15 protein-coding genes are annotated in these 17,171 nt (G+C 34.5%); 4 read left to right on the top strand and 11 right to left on the bottom strand.

The features are described from left to right. The first annotated feature begins 331 nt into the window (after positions 1-331). A complete protein-coding gene (gene ytvI, locus NST63_RS08075; RefSeq protein WP_212943443.1) occupies positions 332-1,459 on the top strand; it encodes a sporulation integral membrane protein YtvI in 1,128 nt (375 codons plus the stop codon). Between the two features lie 247 nt (positions 1,460-1,706). Here the strand turns inward: ytvI and pyk are convergent, their stop codons facing one another. From pyk to dnaE, 7 genes are all read right to left on the bottom strand, one after another. Then, entirely contained in the window at positions 1,707-3,467 is a 1,761-nt protein-coding gene (gene pyk, locus NST63_RS08070; RefSeq protein WP_071976969.1) for a pyruvate kinase, read from the bottom strand. A 23-nt stretch (positions 3,468-3,490) separates the two neighbouring features. Further along, positions 3,491-4,450 carry a 6-phosphofructokinase gene (gene pfkA, locus NST63_RS08065; RefSeq protein ID WP_071976968.1) on the bottom strand — a complete coding sequence of 320 codons (960 nt, stop codon included), beginning with the start codon at positions 4,448-4,450 and terminating at the stop codon, positions 3,491-3,493. Between the two features lie 327 nt (positions 4,451-4,777). Next, a complete protein-coding gene (gene accA / locus NST63_RS08060) occupies positions 4,778-5,755 on the bottom strand; it encodes an acetyl-CoA carboxylase carboxyl transferase subunit alpha (RefSeq protein WP_058006012.1) in 978 nt (325 codons plus the stop codon). Further along, positions 5,749-6,618: an acetyl-CoA carboxylase, carboxyltransferase subunit beta gene (gene accD, locus NST63_RS08055; RefSeq protein ID WP_058006013.1), complete on the bottom strand. Its 870-nt coding sequence runs from the start codon at positions 6,616-6,618 to the stop codon at positions 5,749-5,751. Before accD ends, accA begins: the two co-directional genes overlap by 7 nt. Before the next feature lie 24 nt (positions 6,619-6,642). Further along, positions 6,643-7,260, bottom strand: coding sequence for a FadR/GntR family transcriptional regulator (locus NST63_RS08050; RefSeq protein ID WP_071976967.1), 618 nt, complete (start codon positions 7,258-7,260; stop codon positions 6,643-6,645). Positions 7,261-7,268: 8 nt separating this feature from the next. Further along, positions 7,269-8,507 (bottom strand): NAD(P)-dependent malic enzyme, encoded by a 1,239-nt coding sequence (locus NST63_RS08045; protein WP_078110172.1) that lies wholly within the window; start codon positions 8,505-8,507, stop codon positions 7,269-7,271. Positions 8,508-8,614: 107 nt separating this feature from the next. Then, positions 8,615-11,965, bottom strand: a complete 3,351-nt coding sequence (gene dnaE, locus NST63_RS08040) for a DNA polymerase III subunit alpha (protein ID WP_341041776.1) — start codon at positions 11,963-11,965, stop codon at positions 8,615-8,617. Between the two features lie 299 nt (positions 11,966-12,264). Here dnaE and NST63_RS08035 point away from each other — a divergent pair, with 299 nt between their 5' ends. Then, positions 12,265-12,597 (top strand): YtrH family sporulation protein, encoded by a 333-nt coding sequence (locus NST63_RS08035; protein WP_058006016.1) that lies wholly within the window; start codon positions 12,265-12,267, stop codon positions 12,595-12,597. Continuing rightward, a complete protein-coding gene (gene ytrI / locus NST63_RS08030) occupies positions 12,594-13,094 on the top strand; it encodes a sporulation membrane protein YtrI (protein ID WP_058006017.1) in 501 nt (166 codons plus the stop codon). The genes NST63_RS08035 and ytrI overlap by 4 nt, the downstream gene beginning before the upstream one ends. Before the next feature lie 175 nt (positions 13,095-13,269). Here the strand turns inward: ytrI and NST63_RS08025 are convergent, their stop codons facing one another. Then, entirely contained in the window at positions 13,270-14,205 is a 936-nt protein-coding gene (locus NST63_RS08025) for a DHH family phosphoesterase (protein WP_341041774.1), read from the bottom strand. Between the two features lie 115 nt (positions 14,206-14,320). Between NST63_RS08025 and NST63_RS08020 the strand changes: the two genes are divergently transcribed. Then, the gene (locus tag NST63_RS08020) at positions 14,321-14,623 is read left to right on the top strand and encodes a YtpI family protein (RefSeq protein ID WP_058006019.1); all 303 of its coding nucleotides are present in this window, start codon (positions 14,321-14,323) and stop codon (positions 14,621-14,623) included. Positions 14,624-14,677: 54 nt separating this feature from the next. On the opposite strand, the gene NST63_RS08015 is transcribed toward NST63_RS08020, so the two are convergent. The 3 genes from NST63_RS08015 to NST63_RS08005 form a co-directional block, all read right to left on the bottom strand. Further along, positions 14,678-15,982 (bottom strand): CBS domain-containing protein, encoded by a 1,305-nt coding sequence (locus NST63_RS08015; protein ID WP_058006020.1) that lies wholly within the window; start codon positions 15,980-15,982, stop codon positions 14,678-14,680. 86 nt (positions 15,983-16,068) lie between these two features. Further along, positions 16,069-16,302 carry a hypothetical protein gene (locus NST63_RS08010; RefSeq protein ID WP_139254930.1) on the bottom strand — a complete coding sequence of 78 codons (234 nt, stop codon included), beginning with the start codon at positions 16,300-16,302 and terminating at the stop codon, positions 16,069-16,071. Between the two features lie 106 nt (positions 16,303-16,408). Beyond that, positions 16,409-17,089: a metal-dependent hydrolase gene (locus tag NST63_RS08005; RefSeq protein WP_058006021.1), complete on the bottom strand. Its 681-nt coding sequence runs from the start codon at positions 17,087-17,089 to the stop codon at positions 16,409-16,411. Between the last annotated feature and the right edge of the window lie 82 nt (positions 17,090-17,171).

Here is a 17,171-nt window from a genome sequence, read left to right as displayed (position 1 = left end):
TCTATTATAAACAAAGAAGGTAAGTATGTGTAATAATTTTCTACATTTTTTGCAATTAATTTTGCTAATATTATTTTCTGAATGAAACAATTTCTAGTCATTAATTTTCACCTTGTTAATTATGTGTATTTTTCTATCTTTAAATTCGTTATTATCTGTTTTATGCAGATATCACAATTTGTGTTAACCGCACATTATTATATTAAAATAATTTTATTTCATTTAATATAGATTGATTAATAATTAGAGTTTTCTCTGTATATCTTTATTACTTTTTTTTTAACTTTACACGTTGTAAAATATACATATTAAAACGATTGGGGGCTGTAAATTGAATCCCGTTTATGTCAATCGTACCATTCGATTTTTAATAGTTTTAGGAATCGTTTTAGGTGGTGCGTTTATCTTTTATTTCGTATCAAAGGTTACTTATCCATTTCTCATCGCCATAGTGATTGCACTACTTATTAATCCTTTAGTCAATTTCTTGGAGAAAAAAGCAAGGTTTCCTCGTGCACTTGCAGTGATTGTATCTATCATTTTAATCATCAGTATTTTCATTGGATTGATAACTTTATTAATTGCTGAAATTGTATCAGGAACGAATTATTTAGCTGATGTTGTGCCAAAACATGTGAATACATTGGTTGAATATATTGAGGATTTTATTGCTGGACAGGTTTTACCTATATATAATCAAGCAGCGAGTTTATTTAAAAATTTAGATGCTGGTCAACAAGATACTATTATGACTAATATTCAAACAGCTGGTCAAAAAATCGCTTCTAGTGCTGGTAACTTTTTGCAAAACTTTTTCCTCAAACTACCAGCACTAGTTTCCTGGATTCCAAATGCTGCAACTGTTTTAGTTTTTTCTTTATTAGCCACATTTTTTATAAGCAAAGATTGGAATAGACTATCTAGATTTAGTGGAAAGCTTCTTCCAGAACGGGCGATGAAAAGTTTTCGAACAGTGATAACCGATCTAAAAAAGGCATTATTTGGTTTTGTTCGTGCCCAGCTTACTTTGATTTCAATAACTTTGGTAATCGTACTAATTGGGTTATTAATTTTAAGGGTAGACTACGCAATTACGATTGCTTTAGTTAGTGGAATTGTTGATATTCTTCCCTATTTAGGAACTGGAGTTGTATTTATTCCTTGGATTATCTATGAAGCAATTGTAGGTAATATTCCTCTAGCAATAGGACTAGGAGTTCTGTACACCGTTGTCGTTGTACAGAGACAATTAATGGAACCAAAAATTTTATCTTCAAGTATTGGTTTAAATCCACTTGCAACACTAATTGCGTTATTTGTCGGCTTTAAGCTTGTGGGATTCCTAGGATTGATACTTGGGCCTGTTACCTTAGTAATCATCACAACCTTGCATAGAGCTAATGTTTTTCAAGATATTTGGAATTTCATTTTAGGGAAACCAAATGTAATTAAAAAATGACGTGAACATAGTCTCACGTCATTTTTTTTACTAAAGCTGGTTCCTTATAGTTTGTTACTTTTGTAAAAGCCCAACTACCTGCTTTTACTCCAAATAAAGGATGCCAGCGGTTCTTATAAAGATTGCAGCTCTTTGCTCAGTAAATTGAAACATATAGCCATCCTCGGTTGATATTTATTAGTTATAGCTTTACTTAAATAGCAATAAATTTGAAAAAAGAGCCTTCACTAATTATATAAATTTCAAATTATAGCACACTTGCATGGCCATTATAAATTACTCCACGAGATGGATCAACCGTGATTTCCTGACCTTCTACCAATAAGCTTGTAGCTTTTTCAACCCCTACAATAACTGGTATTCCTAAATTGATTCCTACTACTGCAGCATCGCTTGTTAATCCACCTTCTTCAGTAATTAACGCACTACATTTTTTTACGATTGGAACCATTTCTTTATCTACTCCATGAGTAACTAAAATAGAACCTGGTTCAACCTTGGCTTGAGCTTCCGCTGCACTTTTTGCTATAACTACTTTTCCATAGGCAGATTTTCTTCCTACGCCTTGACCTTTTGCAACAACATCCCCTACTACATGAACTTTCATTAGATTCGTGGTTCCAGCTTCACCTACTGGCACTCCCGCAGTAATAACTACTAAATCTCCATGCTTAACAATATCTGTGTTTAGGCTTTCCTGTACGGCAAGTTCTAACATTTCATCTGTTGTTTCAACTTTTTGACCAATTCGTGGCGTAACTCCCCAAACTAAGGCAAGATTTAAATATACCTTTTCATTAGATGTTACAGCAACAATCGGAGCTTTTGGACGGTATTTAGAAATCATCCTAGCTGTATGACCACTCTCAGTAGGAGTAATGATCGCATTAACATCCAGATTGATGGCCGTATGAGCAACCGATTGACAAATGGCATCAGTCATATTGTGTTCACTGTTTTTACTATGATAAGAAAGTATTTCATCATGATTCAATGCTTGCTCTGCATGAATAGCTATTTTATACATTGTTTGTACAGCTTCAACTGGATAAGAGCCAGCAGCAGTTTCACCTGAAAGCATGATTGCATCTGTACCATCAAAAATAGCGTTAGCAACATCACTAGCTTCTGCTCTTGTAGGTCTTGGATTTCTTTGCATAGAATCCAACATTTGAGTAGCTGTAATAACCGGTTTACCTTGTTCATTACATTTTTTAATTAAGCTTTTTTGAACAAGCGGAACAGCTTCCGTAGGAATTTCCACACCTAAATCTCCACGCGCTACCATTAACCCGTCTGATACTGCTAATATTTCATCGATATTATCGACACCTTCTTGATTCTCAATCTTTGGTATGATTTGAATATGTGTCGCATTATTTTCTTCTAATAATTGTCTAATTTCTAGTACATCTGAGGATCTACGTACAAAGGATGCAGCAATAAAATTAACTCCTTGTTGTATCCCAAATAGAATATCACTAGCATCCTTTTCTGTAATACCAGGTAGATTTACGGATACACCAGGAACATTGACACCTTTTTTATTTTTTAATATTCCACTGTTCAAAATTAAAGTATGTATTTCTTGTTTATTCATATCTACGGAAGTAACTTCCAATTCAATTAGTCCATCGTCTAATAAAATTTTAGAGCCAACACTAATATCATGAATCAATCCATCATATGTCACAGAGAACTTTTCAGTTGTTCCTAATACCTCACTCATCGAGATAATGATTTGATTGCCTTCACGTAATTCAATCGCACCATCCACCATATCATTTGTACGAATTTCAGGTCCTTTTGTATCAAGTAAAATAGCAACCGTTTTATTAGTATTTTTGGCTGCCTGACGAATATTTTTAATTCTTGCCTCATGTTCTTCGTGGCTACCATGTGAGAAATTCAAACGGGCAACATCCATACCTGATTCCATGAGTTTTTCTAGCATTTCAATACTTTCACTAGCTGGTCCAATTGTACAGACAATTTTCGTTTTTTTCATTTTGCTTCTCCTTCTTCATATTTCTATATTGATAGTTCTTTTGACAATCGATACATATCAAGATCAACTTTATGAGGTGTACCTAATATCTCCAGTATATCATAATCCACTAATTGGTTATTTTGAATTCCTACTGCTCTTCCACCTTTTCCTTCAATTAGTAACTCCACAGCTCGTGCACCTAGACGACTAGCTAATACTCTATCACTAGCTGTCGGAGAACCTCCCCGCTGAATATGTCCAAGAACAGAAATTCGTGTATCAAAATGACTTGCTGCCTCTAATTCTTTTGCAAAGTCATGAGCACTTTTAACTCCTTCAGCGACTACAATAATACTATGTTTTTTTCCACGCTCATTTCCTTTTCGAAGACGATCTGCAATTTCTTCCATATCATATGGATCCTCTGGAATTAATATTGTTTCGGCTCCGCCTGCTAATCCAGACCAAAGAGCAATATCTCCAGCATTTCTTCCCATCACTTCAATAATAAATGTTCTCTCATGTGATGAAGCAGTATCTCGAATTTTATCAATGGAATCTAATACAGTATTTAATGCAGTGTCAAAACCGATGGTAAAATCAGTTCCTGGAATATCATTATCAATCGTACCTGGAACACCGATACATGGAAATCCATGTTCTGTTAATGCTTTAGCTCCTTGATACGAACCGTCCCCTCCAATTACTACTAAACCTTCAATTCCAAATTTATTCAGTTGTTCAATACCTTTTTGTTGTCCTTCTTTAGTTTTAAATTCTTCACAACGTGCAGAATGAAGCATTGTACCACCACGATGTATAATATCACCTACGGATCCTACTTCTAGTCTTTCTATTTTTCCATTTATAAGACCACTATAACCGTTATAAACTCCATATACCTCTAAATCATGATAAATCGCTTTACGCACTACCGCACGAATAGCTGCATTCATTCCAGGTGCATCTCCACCACTTGTTAAAATACCAATACGTTTCATGATAACCACCTCTAATTTTATCTCACATTTAATAGTAGATTGTGAAAAGGTAAAAACCTTCATAATGAATACCTTTTAATATTTCTAAAATACCACTTTATATTCTTGTTCTCAAACTTTTAGAAGACGAGAAAACGTTATCATAAAAAATTTTTTTATGAAAAGGCTCTTTTCCCAAACATTGTTGCTATTAAAGTAAAATTTTAACTAAAAACATCAATTGAAAACCGCTACACGTTTCATTTCACCTGTGGAAGGACAGGTAAACTTTGGATAAAAATAATGTAAGCAATCGGTTCAACGATTGCTTACATTTCTAATTATCTATTATTTACTACTAACATAATCCTTTAATTCTGTAAATTCACCAATAACACGATATTTATTATAGCGCTGTTCAATAAGAACTTCAGATGATAAACCTACTAAATCCTTTAACGATTTTGCTAACACTTTATCAATTGCTTCTGCTTGAGATGCAATGTCCTTATGTGCTCCACCTTTTACCTCAGGGATTACTTCATCGATAACGCCCAATTGTTTAAGGTCAGGGGCAGTAATTTTCATAATTTCCGCAGCACGTTTGGCTTGACTTGCATCCTTCCAGAGTATTGTTGCAGCAGACTCAGGAGCAATGACGGAAAACCAAGAATTTTCAAGAACATGAATATGATTGCCAACACCTATACCTAACGCACCACCACTTGCTCCTTCTCCAATAACAATACAAATAACAGGTACTCTTAAGCCAGCCATTTCAAAAAGATTTTTCGCAATTGATTCGGAAATACCTCTTTCTTCAGCAGCTTTTCCAGGAAATGCACCTTTAGTATCAATAAAACTAATAATAGGTCGATTGAATTTATCCGCTTGCTTCATTAATCTTAAAGCTTTACGATACCCTTCTGGATGAGGCATACCAAAATTTCTCCGTATGTTTTCCTTCGTATCTCTGCCTCGTTGCTGTCCGATTACTGTAACAGGCAGTCCTTTATATTTAGCTATTCCACCAATAATCGCTTCATCGTCTCCGAATACACGATCCCCATGTAACTCAAAAAAGTCAGTAAAAAGATGTGGAATATAATCAAGGGTAGTCGGTCTACTTGGAAATCTAGCAATCTGTACACGATCCCAAGGCTTCATGTTTTCATAAATATCAGCTTCCACTTTTACAAGTCTTGCCTCTAGCTTGTTAATTTCTGCTGATAAATCAACATCTGAGTCTTTTGTAAGCTTTTTAAGTTCTGCAATTTTTTTCTGTAGCTCCAGTAACGGCTTCTCGAATTCAAGCTCATTTACCATGTTATTTCACCTGCTTGCTTATGAATTTCAAGAACATTTGTAATGGTATCTTTTAACTCTAATCGATCAATAATTGCATCTAACTGTCCATGCTTTAATAAGTACTCCGCCGTTTGGAAGTCCTCTGGTAATTCCTCGCGTACCGTTTGTTCAATTATTCTTCGGCCAGCAAATCCAATTAATGCACCTGGTTCAGCAAAATTATAGTCACCTAAGGAAGCAAAACTTGCTGAAACCCCACCAGTGGTAGGATGAGTCATAATTGATAAAGCTAATCCACCATTATCACTAAATTTCTTTAGTGCTGCACTTGTTTTTGCCATTTGCATTAATGAAAGAACAGCTTCTTGCATTCTGGCTCCACCAGAAGCGGTAAAAATAACAAAAGGAACTCCCTGTTTATCCGCTTCTTCTATGGCTCTCGTTATTTTTTCCCCTACTACTGATCCCATACTTCCCATTCGGAAAGTTGAATCCATTATTGCAAGGATTATTGGTATGTCATTTACATTTCCGCTACCCGTTAAAACAGCTTCATTCATTTTTGTTTTTTGTTGATCTTTTTTCAGTTTTTCTAGATAATCAGGAAAGTTTAAAGGGTTTTCGGATTGTAGATGTCGATCGAATTCTTTAAAAGTCCCCTCATCAATAAAGCTTTCCACACGTTCATACGCATTCATCGGATGATGATAACCACAATGCATACATACTTTTAAGTTTTTCTGCAATTCCTTTGTATATAAAATCTTCCGACAGTTAGGACATTTTGACATTATTCCTTCAGGAACATCGTGTTTAGCAGCCTCTGACGGAATGGTTGCATATTTTCTTTTCTTTGGTTTCGAAAAAAAGTCTTTAAGCAAAAGATAATCCTCCTTGTCGCTCTTTTACAATTTTCTTATTTGTTCATATAAGTGGAGTGATAAAAGTAAGTCTTCATCCAATATAGCATTAATGAGCTTTTTATATGGTTCTATATTGTTTATTTCTCTAGAGACATTTAATTGTGATGCATATTCTTTTATTAATAACCAAATTTTAAGTAGTAAGCGTATATTTGTAAGTTGAACTAACTCAAAAAAGAAATCATCTTCTAATAAGTAGACTCCTTGTTCCATTTTGGTCTTTAATAAGAAAATTGAATCTTTATCCTTTTGTTGAATAATAAGTCTAATTGCACCTTTTTCCAATAATTCTTTAGTAACAAAAACATCATTTTTTACTTTTTCATCCTGTAAAATAAAGGTACTTAATAATTCAACTAAATAATGGTCTGCAAAATCGCGAAGAAATGTTCCTTCCCCTCTACGTGTTTCAATTAAACCAAGTAACTCTAGAGCTCTCAATCCTTCTCTAACAGATGATCGTCCGATATTGAGACGCTCTGATAATTCACGTTCAGAGGGAAGCTTATCCCCAGATACAAGTCCGTCATCATGAATCATTTGACGAATTTGATTAACAATCTCAAGATAAGCCTTTGTTTTACTTGTTTGTTTCTCCACTTAATAAATCACTCACCTTTACCGATTACAGCAAGCTTTTCTGTTCTTGCTCTCACTTCCTCTGGGTCCACTTTTATACGTGCAACACCTGTTTCCATCGCAGCTTTCGCAACAGCAGCTGCTACAGCTGGGGCAACTCGTGAATCAAATGGTCTAGGAATCACATAATCTGCATCAAGCTCTTTTTCATCAATAAGATTTGCAATTGCTTCAACTGCAGCTTGTTTCATTTTTTCATTGATATGTGTAGCACGAACGTCTAAAGCACCTCGGAAGATCCCAGGAAACGCCAAAACATTATTCACTTGGTTAGGAAAATCCGAACGTCCAGTACCTATTACTTTTGCCCCCGCTGCCTTCGCTAAATCAGGCATAATCTCAGGATCAGGATTAGCCATTGCGAAAATGATTGAATCTTTATTCATTGTTTCAACCATTTCTTTTGTTAATGCCCCAGCTACAGATACACCAATAAATACATCTGCACCTTGAATAACATCAGCTAAGGTTCCTTCCAATCGATCACGGTTCGTATATTTGGCAACCTCTGATTTAATGCGATTCATTCCATATGAACGACCTTCAAATATCGCACCTTTTGAATCACACATAATAATATCACGAACACCGTAGTGATGAAGTAGTCGAATAATTGCAATTCCAGCAGCACCTGCTCCACTTGCGACTACCTTAATTTCACTTATTTTTTTGCCAACTAATTTCAATGCATTTAATAAACCAGCAACTGTAACAATAGCTGTTCCATGCTGATCATCGTGAAAAATTGGGATATTCGTTTCTTTTTTTAATCTTTCCTCTACTTCAAAGCAGTTCGGTGCAGCGATATCTTCTAAATTAACTCCACCAAATGTAGGTTCTAATAATTTTACAGTTTCAACAATTTTATCAACATCCGTAGTATTTAAACATATTGGGAAAGCATCTACACCAGCAAAGCTCTTAAATAATACTGCTTTTCCTTCCATTACTGGTAATGCAGCTTCCGGTCCAATATTTCCTAATCCTAATACAGCAGTTCCATCAGTAACTACAGCTACCATATTCCCCTTCATTGTATATTCATATACAGTTTCAGGTTTGTCATATATCATTTTACAAGGTTCAGCTACTCCTGGTGAATAGGCTAAACTTAAATCCTTTGCATTTTTTACAACAACTTTAGATTTAGACTCTAGTTTTCCTTTGTTTATCCTATGCATATGTAGGGCTTCTTCTCGCAAAGTCAAAGTTCTTCCACTCCTTTATTCTTCCTCCGAAACTTTCATTTAGGTGGTCTGACCACATTGGTCTATTACATAATATATCATAATTCTCTTTTCAGTGAAAAATATTATTATTGTAAAACGACATTCTGCTCTCCTAAAAATCCTTTTAACTGGTCAATACATTCCTGTGTAGGATTAACGGATTCTTTCTTCGGGAGTTGAATCGTTCGTTCATTTTCTTCGTAAAAAAGTATGACTGATGTTTCCCCATTAAAAGCATGAATAATCGCTTTTATTTTTTGCAAACTTTCATGTGTTGAAAATGATTGCGGGATTCGAAGAAATAATTTTTTCTTTCTTTCTTCTAAGCAATGAATATCAACAATTTCTTGCACAATTAATTGTATTCCTCCATTACGTTCCTCTAAATTCCCTTTAAGCAAGACAATTTGTCCCTCTATACAAAGTTCACGATATCGTTGGTAAATATTCGGAAAAATTACCCCTTCCATTTCACCAGTTGGGTCACTAAACCTTATAAAGCACATCAATTCTCCTTTTTTTGTCCTAATTGTCCGCGCATCTAATATGAGGCCTCCCATTGCTACTTTGCGCTGACTAGTTTGGCACCTATCGATAGTCAGATTTGAAAATTCCTCTAATAGATTTTTGTAAGGGCCTATCGGATGGTCGGATAAATAGATACCTAAAACTTGCTTTTCAAAGTTCAGCTTTTCAATTGATTTCATAGGCTCAACTTCTAGGTATTTGGGTTTTATATGAAATAGTTCTTCATCTACAAATAAATCTAATTCAGTTTCATCAGGTTTGACTAACTCAGCATGCTGAATAGCCACGTCCACACTAGCTAAAAGTGTTGCACGATCTTGATTAAATTCATCAAACGCACCAGCAAAAATTAATCCTTCTAGTACATTCCGATTAATGGATTTATAGACTGTCCTTAAACAAAAATCGAACAAATCACTAAATGGTTTGGACGATCTAACGTCTAATATATCCTTTAACCCGGCAACTCCAATCCCTTTGATTGCAGCTAAACTATAACGTATCGCTCCTTTCTCAACTGTAAACGGAAAGTAGCTTTTATTAATTGAAGGAGGGAGAATAGTAAGTCCCATTTGTTTTGCCTCACGTATATACTGTGAAATTTTATCCTCATTTCCAATTGCAGAGGTTAATAATGCCGACAAAAAATATAATGGGTAATGTGCCTTTAAATAGGCTAATTGATAGGCTATTACACTATATGCAACTGCATGGCTTCTATTAAATCCATAATTAGCAAATCGAACGATTAAATCATATATTTCATTAGCTGTACTTTGATCATATCCATTGTTTATTGCACCCGTTACAAAATGCTTTCTCTCTCGATCAAGAACATCCCTTTTCTTCTTACTTACTGCTCTTCTTAATAAGTCCGCTTCTCCTAAAGAAAAACGAGCCATTTTTGAGGCAATTTGCATAATTTGTTCTTGATATACAATAACACCATACGTATTCTTTAAGATTGGTTCTAAATCCGGATGAGGGTAATAAACTTTTTCTCTCCCATGTTTTCTATCAATATAAGTTGGGATATTCTCCATTGGTCCTGGTCTAAATAAGGCATTGACAGCAACGATATCCTCAAATTCGTTTGGTTTCAACCTTTTTAATACATTTCTCATTCCATCAGATTCAAGTTGAAATACCCCAGTTGTATCTCCTTTACTTAATAATTGAAAGGTTTTTTCATCATTCAATGGGATATGAGAAAGATTGATTACTTTCTTTGTTCCTTTTGAGATATTAGTTAGAATTCTTTCTATGAGAGATAAATTACGGAGACCTAGAAAATCCATTTTTAAGAGGCCAATCTCCTCTAGTATATCCATAGTATATTGCGTTAAATATACCCCTGCATGTCCTTCTTGAATGGGAATTAAATTGACTAGTGGCTCCTTACTGATGACCACCCCTGCCGCATGTGTTGAAACATGTCTAGGTATTCCTTCCAACTTTAGTGCTGTTTCAAATAGTTTCTTATGAAGATTTGATTCTTTTACAAAACTCTGCAGCCGTTCTGATTCTTTATAAGCTTGTTCCAAAGTAATTCCAAGTTTAGTTGGTATCATTCTTGAGAGCTGTTCCAATTCCTTGGAATTGAAACCAAAAGTTCTCGCTACATCTCTAGCAGCGGCTTTTGCTGCAAATGTCCCAAATGTAATAATTTGTGCAACATGGAGATTATCATATTTCTCTGTCACATATTGGATGACTTCATCACGACGATGATCTGGAAAATCAATATCAATATCAGGCATTGAGACACGTTCAGGATTTAAAAAACGCTCAAACAGTAATCCATAGGAAATAGGATCAACATCCGTTATATATAATACGTAGGCTACGAGAGAGCCTGCCGCTGATCCCCGCCCTGGTCCTGTATAAATTCCGTTATCCCTGGCAAACTTCATAAAATCCCAAACAATTAAAAAATAATCGCTAAATTCCATTCGCTCAATGATATCTAATTCGTAGTTTAACCGCTCCATGTATGTGGTTGTTTGATTTGTTATCCTTTCTTTTAAACCATTTCTACACAAATCTCGTAAAAAACTAGAAGCCGTTTGATTATTAGGTACTGAGAATTTCGGAAGAAGCTTACGGTTCATTTCTATTTGAACATGACAAGCTTCCGCTACTAAAATGGTATTTTCTAATGCATCTATATATGCTGCAAAATCCTCAGCGATACTTTCTTTATCTTTTAAATAATATTCCTCAGACATGAGCTTAGGTCGTTCATCATCACTTAATTTTTGATTTTCACGAATGGCCATTAAACATTCATGACTAAAGGCATCTTCTTTATCTATATATTGAACATCATTAGTGACAATTTGTTTTATCTCATATTTGTATCCTAACTCGATTAACTGTTCAATTAGCTTTTTTTCTTCTGGTAGACCATGATTCTGCAAAGAAAAAAAGAAAGAGTCCTTTTCAAATAGATTTTTAAAAGTTACTGCAACCTCTTTCGCAGCTTCATTATCTCCATTTAAAAGATACTGTTCAATTTCACCCTTTAACCCGGGAGTAAAAGCAAATAAACCAGAGCGATAACCTCTTAACCATTTTAATGGAATGCCTTGTTTAGATTTTGTTTGTATAGTACTGGATAGCTTCAAAAGATTTTCATAACCTTTTTTGTTTTTTGCCAATAGAACTAGAGGGTATGATTGCTCTTGATTGATTTCACTTATAACATCAATCGTTAATCCGATAATTGGTTTTATATTATTTTTTACACATTCTTTATAAAACGGCACAACACCGTATAAAACATTTCTATCTGTTATAGCTAATGCATGGTAGTTTAGCTTTTTCGCCTTCTCAATTAATTTATGAATGGAGACTGTGCTTGATAACAAACTATATGCCGTTGAAATTTGTAAATGAACAAATGACATCTATCGTCCCCTCCTTATTGATCTTCTTTGTATCTATTATAAATCGCTATGGTCAAAAAAGAAAATATGTTCCCATTTGATCTTTTTTATTAATTCTCTACATAACTAACTAAGTTGTCCCATATATATTGTAACAGGCTCTATTCTTAAACTTTGTCGAATTTATAGTTACAAGCTTTATAATTGGTAAGTTTTAAAATTAATGTACACTTTTTGATTCAACAATCTATACGGAAATATCCTTTTAAAAGAATTCACTAAAATCTTCACCTAATTTATGGTAGTTGGAGTGGATATATATGGATGAAGCTTTTTTCCCCGCATTTTTTAATAGTTTTTTTATCGCACTCGGGGTGATGTTAGGGGGCACCTTAATAGGTGGACTTGCAGCTTTTATAACTGGTGAACAGGTCTTATGGGAGATTTCCAGAATTTCCAAAGGCCTAAGAATCTGGGCAATTATCGCTGCAATTGGGGGTACATTTGATACAGTTTATAGCTTTGAAAAAGGATTTTTAAACGGAGAAACAAAGGATCTATTTAAACAATTTTTACTCATCTTATCAGCGATGGGAGGAGCGAATACGGCTTCTTTAATTATTTCATGGTTAACACAGGAGCATGGTCAATGAGAATTCCGCCTTTATATCGTCGACCTGCATGGCAGCGTTTCATTGCTGGAGTAGTCATTGGAGGATGTATAAGCTGGATTATCTTTCTGTTTATGTTTGGGGTATTGCAAGAGAAACAAGCTAAGAAAATCAAATCACAAACAGAAATTATCAATAATCTGGAACAAGATAAAAAAATATGGCAAGAAGACTATAAAGAACTAAATCGGAAAAACGCCGAACTTTTAATTATACAAAAGGTTCAAGTAAAAATTAAGAACTATGAAAAATATAAAATTGACCATTTAAGTATTATGGAAGCCGAAAATAGAATTAAAGATGACTTAAGCTCCCTTATCGCTAAGGACTTATATAACACTTACAAAAATAAAGATTTAGTTTATAAAACAATCGAGAATAGAATTGATAAATTTAACAATCGTCCATACAAATATACGATAAAAAACATCGTTTTCTATTCTACGATAAGTATTGAACTCGAAATAAAACTGAGTTGATGGTCGTCGAGAAATTGTCAAGCGCCTTGATCTAACTTGATGAGAGGATCAAAATTTCCATTGATTGCTAGTTTTTATCTTGAAAGGTTAGGCGCTAGGATATGACATATAATCGCTCAACTGCAATAATCCAATTGCACGTATTTATATTAATTTCTTAGACTAGTCGACATGACTAGTCTTTGCACAATTCAATCAAATCATCTATCACTGTATCCACTTCATTCCATGAATAAACTGATGCTCCTGCTGCTAATGGATGTCCTCCACCATTGTATTTCTTTGCTAATTGATTAATAACTGGTCCTTTTGAACGAAGTCGGACACGAATTTGATCTTCTTCTTCAATAAAAAAACACCATGCCTTGATCCCTTTAACATCGCCGAGTGTACTAACTAATAAGGATGCTTCTGAAGGAATGACATTAAATTTCTTCAATAGATCTTTTCTAAGCTTAACAACTGCTGCCCCATTGACATACATTTCAAAGTTTTGTAGAACATATCCATGCAATTTTATCACCTTTGGATCACGCTCATACATCTTGTCATATAATTCGTTACGATCGAAGGAAAACTTAATTAGCTCACCTGCGAAATCAAATGTCTTTTGGGTTGTACTCGGATATAAAAATCTTCCAGTATCACCAACAATCCCACTATAGATTAGTCTTGCGGCCTCATCGTTTATTTTTAACCCTTTTTCCAATCCAAATAGATAGAATTCATAAATCATTTCACTAGTGGATGAAGCTGAAGTATCTACCCAAAGCAAATCTCCATATGCATCTTCATTTGGATGATGGTCGATTTTAATCAATTTATCTCCCAGTTTATACCGACGGTCACATATTCTTTCTTCATTTGCCGTGTCACAAACAATCACTAATGCATTTTGGTAAGTCTCGTCTGGCACAATGTCTAATTGTCTTAGGAATTCCAATGATGGATCCGGTTTTCCGACAGCATAAATTTTTTTATCCGGAAATGAAGTACGTAAAATTTCTACAAGCCCACCTTGTGAACCATATGCATCCGGATCAGGTCGAACATGACGATGAACGATGATCGTTTCATATTGTTTTATAGTTTCTAAAATTTGATCTTTCATTCTTTTAACCCCTTTATAAATTGTCAAGATTATTTAATGAACCTCTGTGGCTTTTTCATTTAAAACTCGTTACAATAAAATCAATATTGTTATTATACGTGTTGGAGGGAAGTAAATGCCTTTTTTAGTATTGTTAATTATTTTATCACTGACATTCTATGTATTCTATAAAATAAAATTTGTCAGAAGTCGTCTTCCAATGGAGAAAAAATATTTATCTGGAAAATCAGGTATTGCACTTGGCTTATTCGTTGGTTTGTTTGGTATTAATCAATTATTCCTACACCCTTCGACCATTACCTACATTATAGGAGGTATTTTTATCCTTTTAGGTTTTTTTAGTGTGTGGGCAGGTATTAAGTCATTGCGTTATTTTAAACCTTTTGCCATAAAGGAACTTGAGGAAATAAATGAATAATCGCTGAATAGAAAGAGGGTGTCCTAATAAAGGACATCCCTTTTTCACATATACTTACCTATCAATTAATTGACACATTAATAAAGCTTTTCCAACAAGCTGCCCTTCATTAAATACTTCAACGTCCATTTTCCCGAATTTACGCCCTGCCTCTAAAATGGTCGGAACAACCTCAATTGTACTCTCGATTTGTACAGGCTTAATAAAATAGATTGTTAAATTCTCAATTACTATATCGCCCTTTTTTTGCTTTTTTAATTTTCTGGAAGCTGCTTCATACACAAGTGTAGTAAATACCCCATAAGAGATTGTCCCTAGGGGGTTGGTCATTTGCGGGGAAACTTCAAAATAATAGCTTTCATCACTACTATTTGCATCGATCTGAGTTGTAATAATATCATCAATTGTTTCACCAACTTGTGGCTGACGTTGGGACATTTGTAAAGCTTTTAACACATCCTGTCTACTAATGATGCCAAATAGTCGATGATAATCATCTACAACAGGAAGAACCTCAATCCCTTCCCAAATCATCATATGTGCAGCTGAAGTAACACTTGTCTTTAATCCTACGGTAATAGGATTTTTGGTCATTACCTTCTCAATTGTCACCTGATAATCATGTTCGATAATATCTTTTGAAGTGACCATTCCAAGTACTTTCATTCCTTTATCAACAACAGGAAAGCGACTATGGGAGGTCAATTTATTTTTTTTATACCAACTACCTAGATTATCATTATTCAGTAAATAGGCAGTTTGATCAATTGGGGTTAAAATATCTTCAACTAATATGATTTCCTTCTTAATTAATTGATCATAAATGGCTCGGTTAATCATCGTTGCAACTGTAAAAGTATCATAGCTTGTTGATAAAATAGGTAATTCTAATTCATCCGCTAGTTTCTTTACTTCTTCGTCTGTATCAAAACCACCTGTTATTAAGACGGCTGCTCCAGCTCTTAACGCTAATTCATGAGCCTTTGTCCGATTTCCGATAATAAGTAAATTTCCGGCACCCGTATACTTCATCATCGCCTCAAGCTTCATGGCACCAATAACAAATCGAGTTAACGTTTTATGTAGTCCTTTTTTGCCACCTAGTACTTGTCCATCAACAATATTCACAACTTCTGCAAAGGTTAACTTTTCAATATTGTTTTTCTTCTTACTTTCAATGCGAATGGTACCAACTCTTTCAATGGTACTGACATATCCTTTATTTTCAGCATCCTTAATCGCTCGATAAGCAGTACCTTCACTTACATTTAATGCCTTGGCAATTTGTCTAACTGAAATTTTTTCACCAATTGGTAAATTATCGATATATTGTAATATTTGTTCATGTTTTGTTGCCAAGCTCCCCACCCAATTCTTCCGCTTACTATATTAGTTACATTATAAGGTGAATAGCTTGGCAATTCAATTTTTAGCGCGAAAAACACTTAATTCGAACGTGCACGTTTTCGAGTGGTTTCAGCAATTTTTTGATTCGCTCGATATTTTTTTGGTGTATAGAGCCAAGCCGAAAGGTTACCTGCGAAAACTAGTAATGATAATCCTAACCATGCTAATGAAAAAATGCCCTGCTTATTTTCAAGTGAAAATGATAAATGAGGTAGTGCATAATACAGCATTAATATGGTTAATAACATACATAGTAAGTATCTGTTTCTCATAATTTATTCCCTCCCCATAAATAAGCTTGTATTATTCTATGCACAAACAACACGGTCAAATACTAAATATATAAAGAAAAAAAGAAGACCACATAGGTCTTCTTTTTTAAAGATTCATTGAATCTCCAGCACTCATTATCTTTCCATTATTTTTTTCTAATAAGTCAATAAAAACCTGTGGATCCTGTTTGATTGGTGGAAAGGTATTGTAATGGATTGGTACAACGACCTTAGCTTGACAGAACTTGGCTGCAATTGCAGCATCCTCAGGCCCCATCGTAAAATTATCTCCAATTGGTAAAAACGCTAAATCAATAGGATGTCTCTCACCTATCAGTTTCATATCTGAAAATAACCCTGTGTCACCCGCATGATAGATCGTTTTACCTTCTACCATTAATAGTACTCCTGTAGGCATTCCTAGATAAATTATTTCTTTATTTTCGGTGATTAATGCAGATCCGTGAAAAGCAGGTGTTAATTTTACTTTTCCAAATTCAAATTCAAACGAACCACCAATATGCATAGGATGAGTATTAATTCCCTGCCAGCTTAAATAATTGGCAATTTCATTATTCGCAATCACTAGAGCCCCGCTTTTTTTGGCAAGTTCAACTGTGTCACCGACATGATCCCCATGCCCATGTGTCAGAATAATATAATCGGGATGTTCATTTTCTACCTTTAAATCAGTTTGTGAATTTCCTGTAATAAATGGGTCGAATAAAATTGTCTTACCTTTCGTTTCAACCTTTACAATTGAATGACCATGATAGGATACCTTCATTTATTCTCTCTCCTTTTTTTAAAACTAGCTTATTTCTTTATTTCCATAGAAACTAAAGAAATCCTTCATCATATTAAAAAAT

This window comes from Heyndrickxia sp. FSL W8-0496, from assembly GCF_038007825.1.
GTDB lineage: Bacteria > Bacillota > Bacilli > Bacillales > Bacillaceae_C > Heyndrickxia > Heyndrickxia oleronia.
Note: the sequence above shows the minus strand (reverse complement) of the source record. Positions and strands in the feature narration are given on the sequence as shown.

Coding starts and splice junctions, on each gene's coding strand:
- pyk (WP_071976969.1), bottom strand. CDS start 3,467: ATGAAAAAAACGAAAATTGTCTGTACAATTGGACCAGCTAGTGAAAGT.
- pfkA (WP_071976968.1), bottom strand. CDS start 4,450: ATGAAACGTATTGGTATTTTAACAAGTGGTGGAGATGCACCTGGAATG.
- accA (WP_058006012.1), bottom strand. CDS start 5,755: ATGGTAAATGAGCTTGAATTCGAGAAGCCGTTACTGGAGCTACAGAAA.
- dnaE (WP_341041776.1), bottom strand. CDS start 11,965: ATGTCATTTGTTCATTTACAAATTTCAACGGCATATAGTTTGTTATCA.
- NST63_RS08035 (WP_058006016.1), top strand. CDS start 12,265: ATGGATGAAGCTTTTTTCCCCGCATTTTTTAATAGTTTTTTTATCGCA.
- ytrI (WP_058006017.1), top strand. CDS start 12,594: ATGAGAATTCCGCCTTTATATCGTCGACCTGCATGGCAGCGTTTCATT.
- NST63_RS08025 (WP_341041774.1), bottom strand. CDS start 14,205: ATGAAAGATCAAATTTTAGAAACTATAAAACAATATGAAACGATCATC.
- NST63_RS08020 (WP_058006019.1), top strand. CDS start 14,321: ATGCCTTTTTTAGTATTGTTAATTATTTTATCACTGACATTCTATGTA.
- NST63_RS08010 (WP_139254930.1), bottom strand. CDS start 16,302: ATGAGAAACAGATACTTACTATGTATGTTATTAACCATATTAATGCTG.
- NST63_RS08005 (WP_058006021.1), bottom strand. CDS start 17,089: ATGAAGGTATCCTATCATGGTCATTCAATTGTAAAGGTTGAAACGAAA.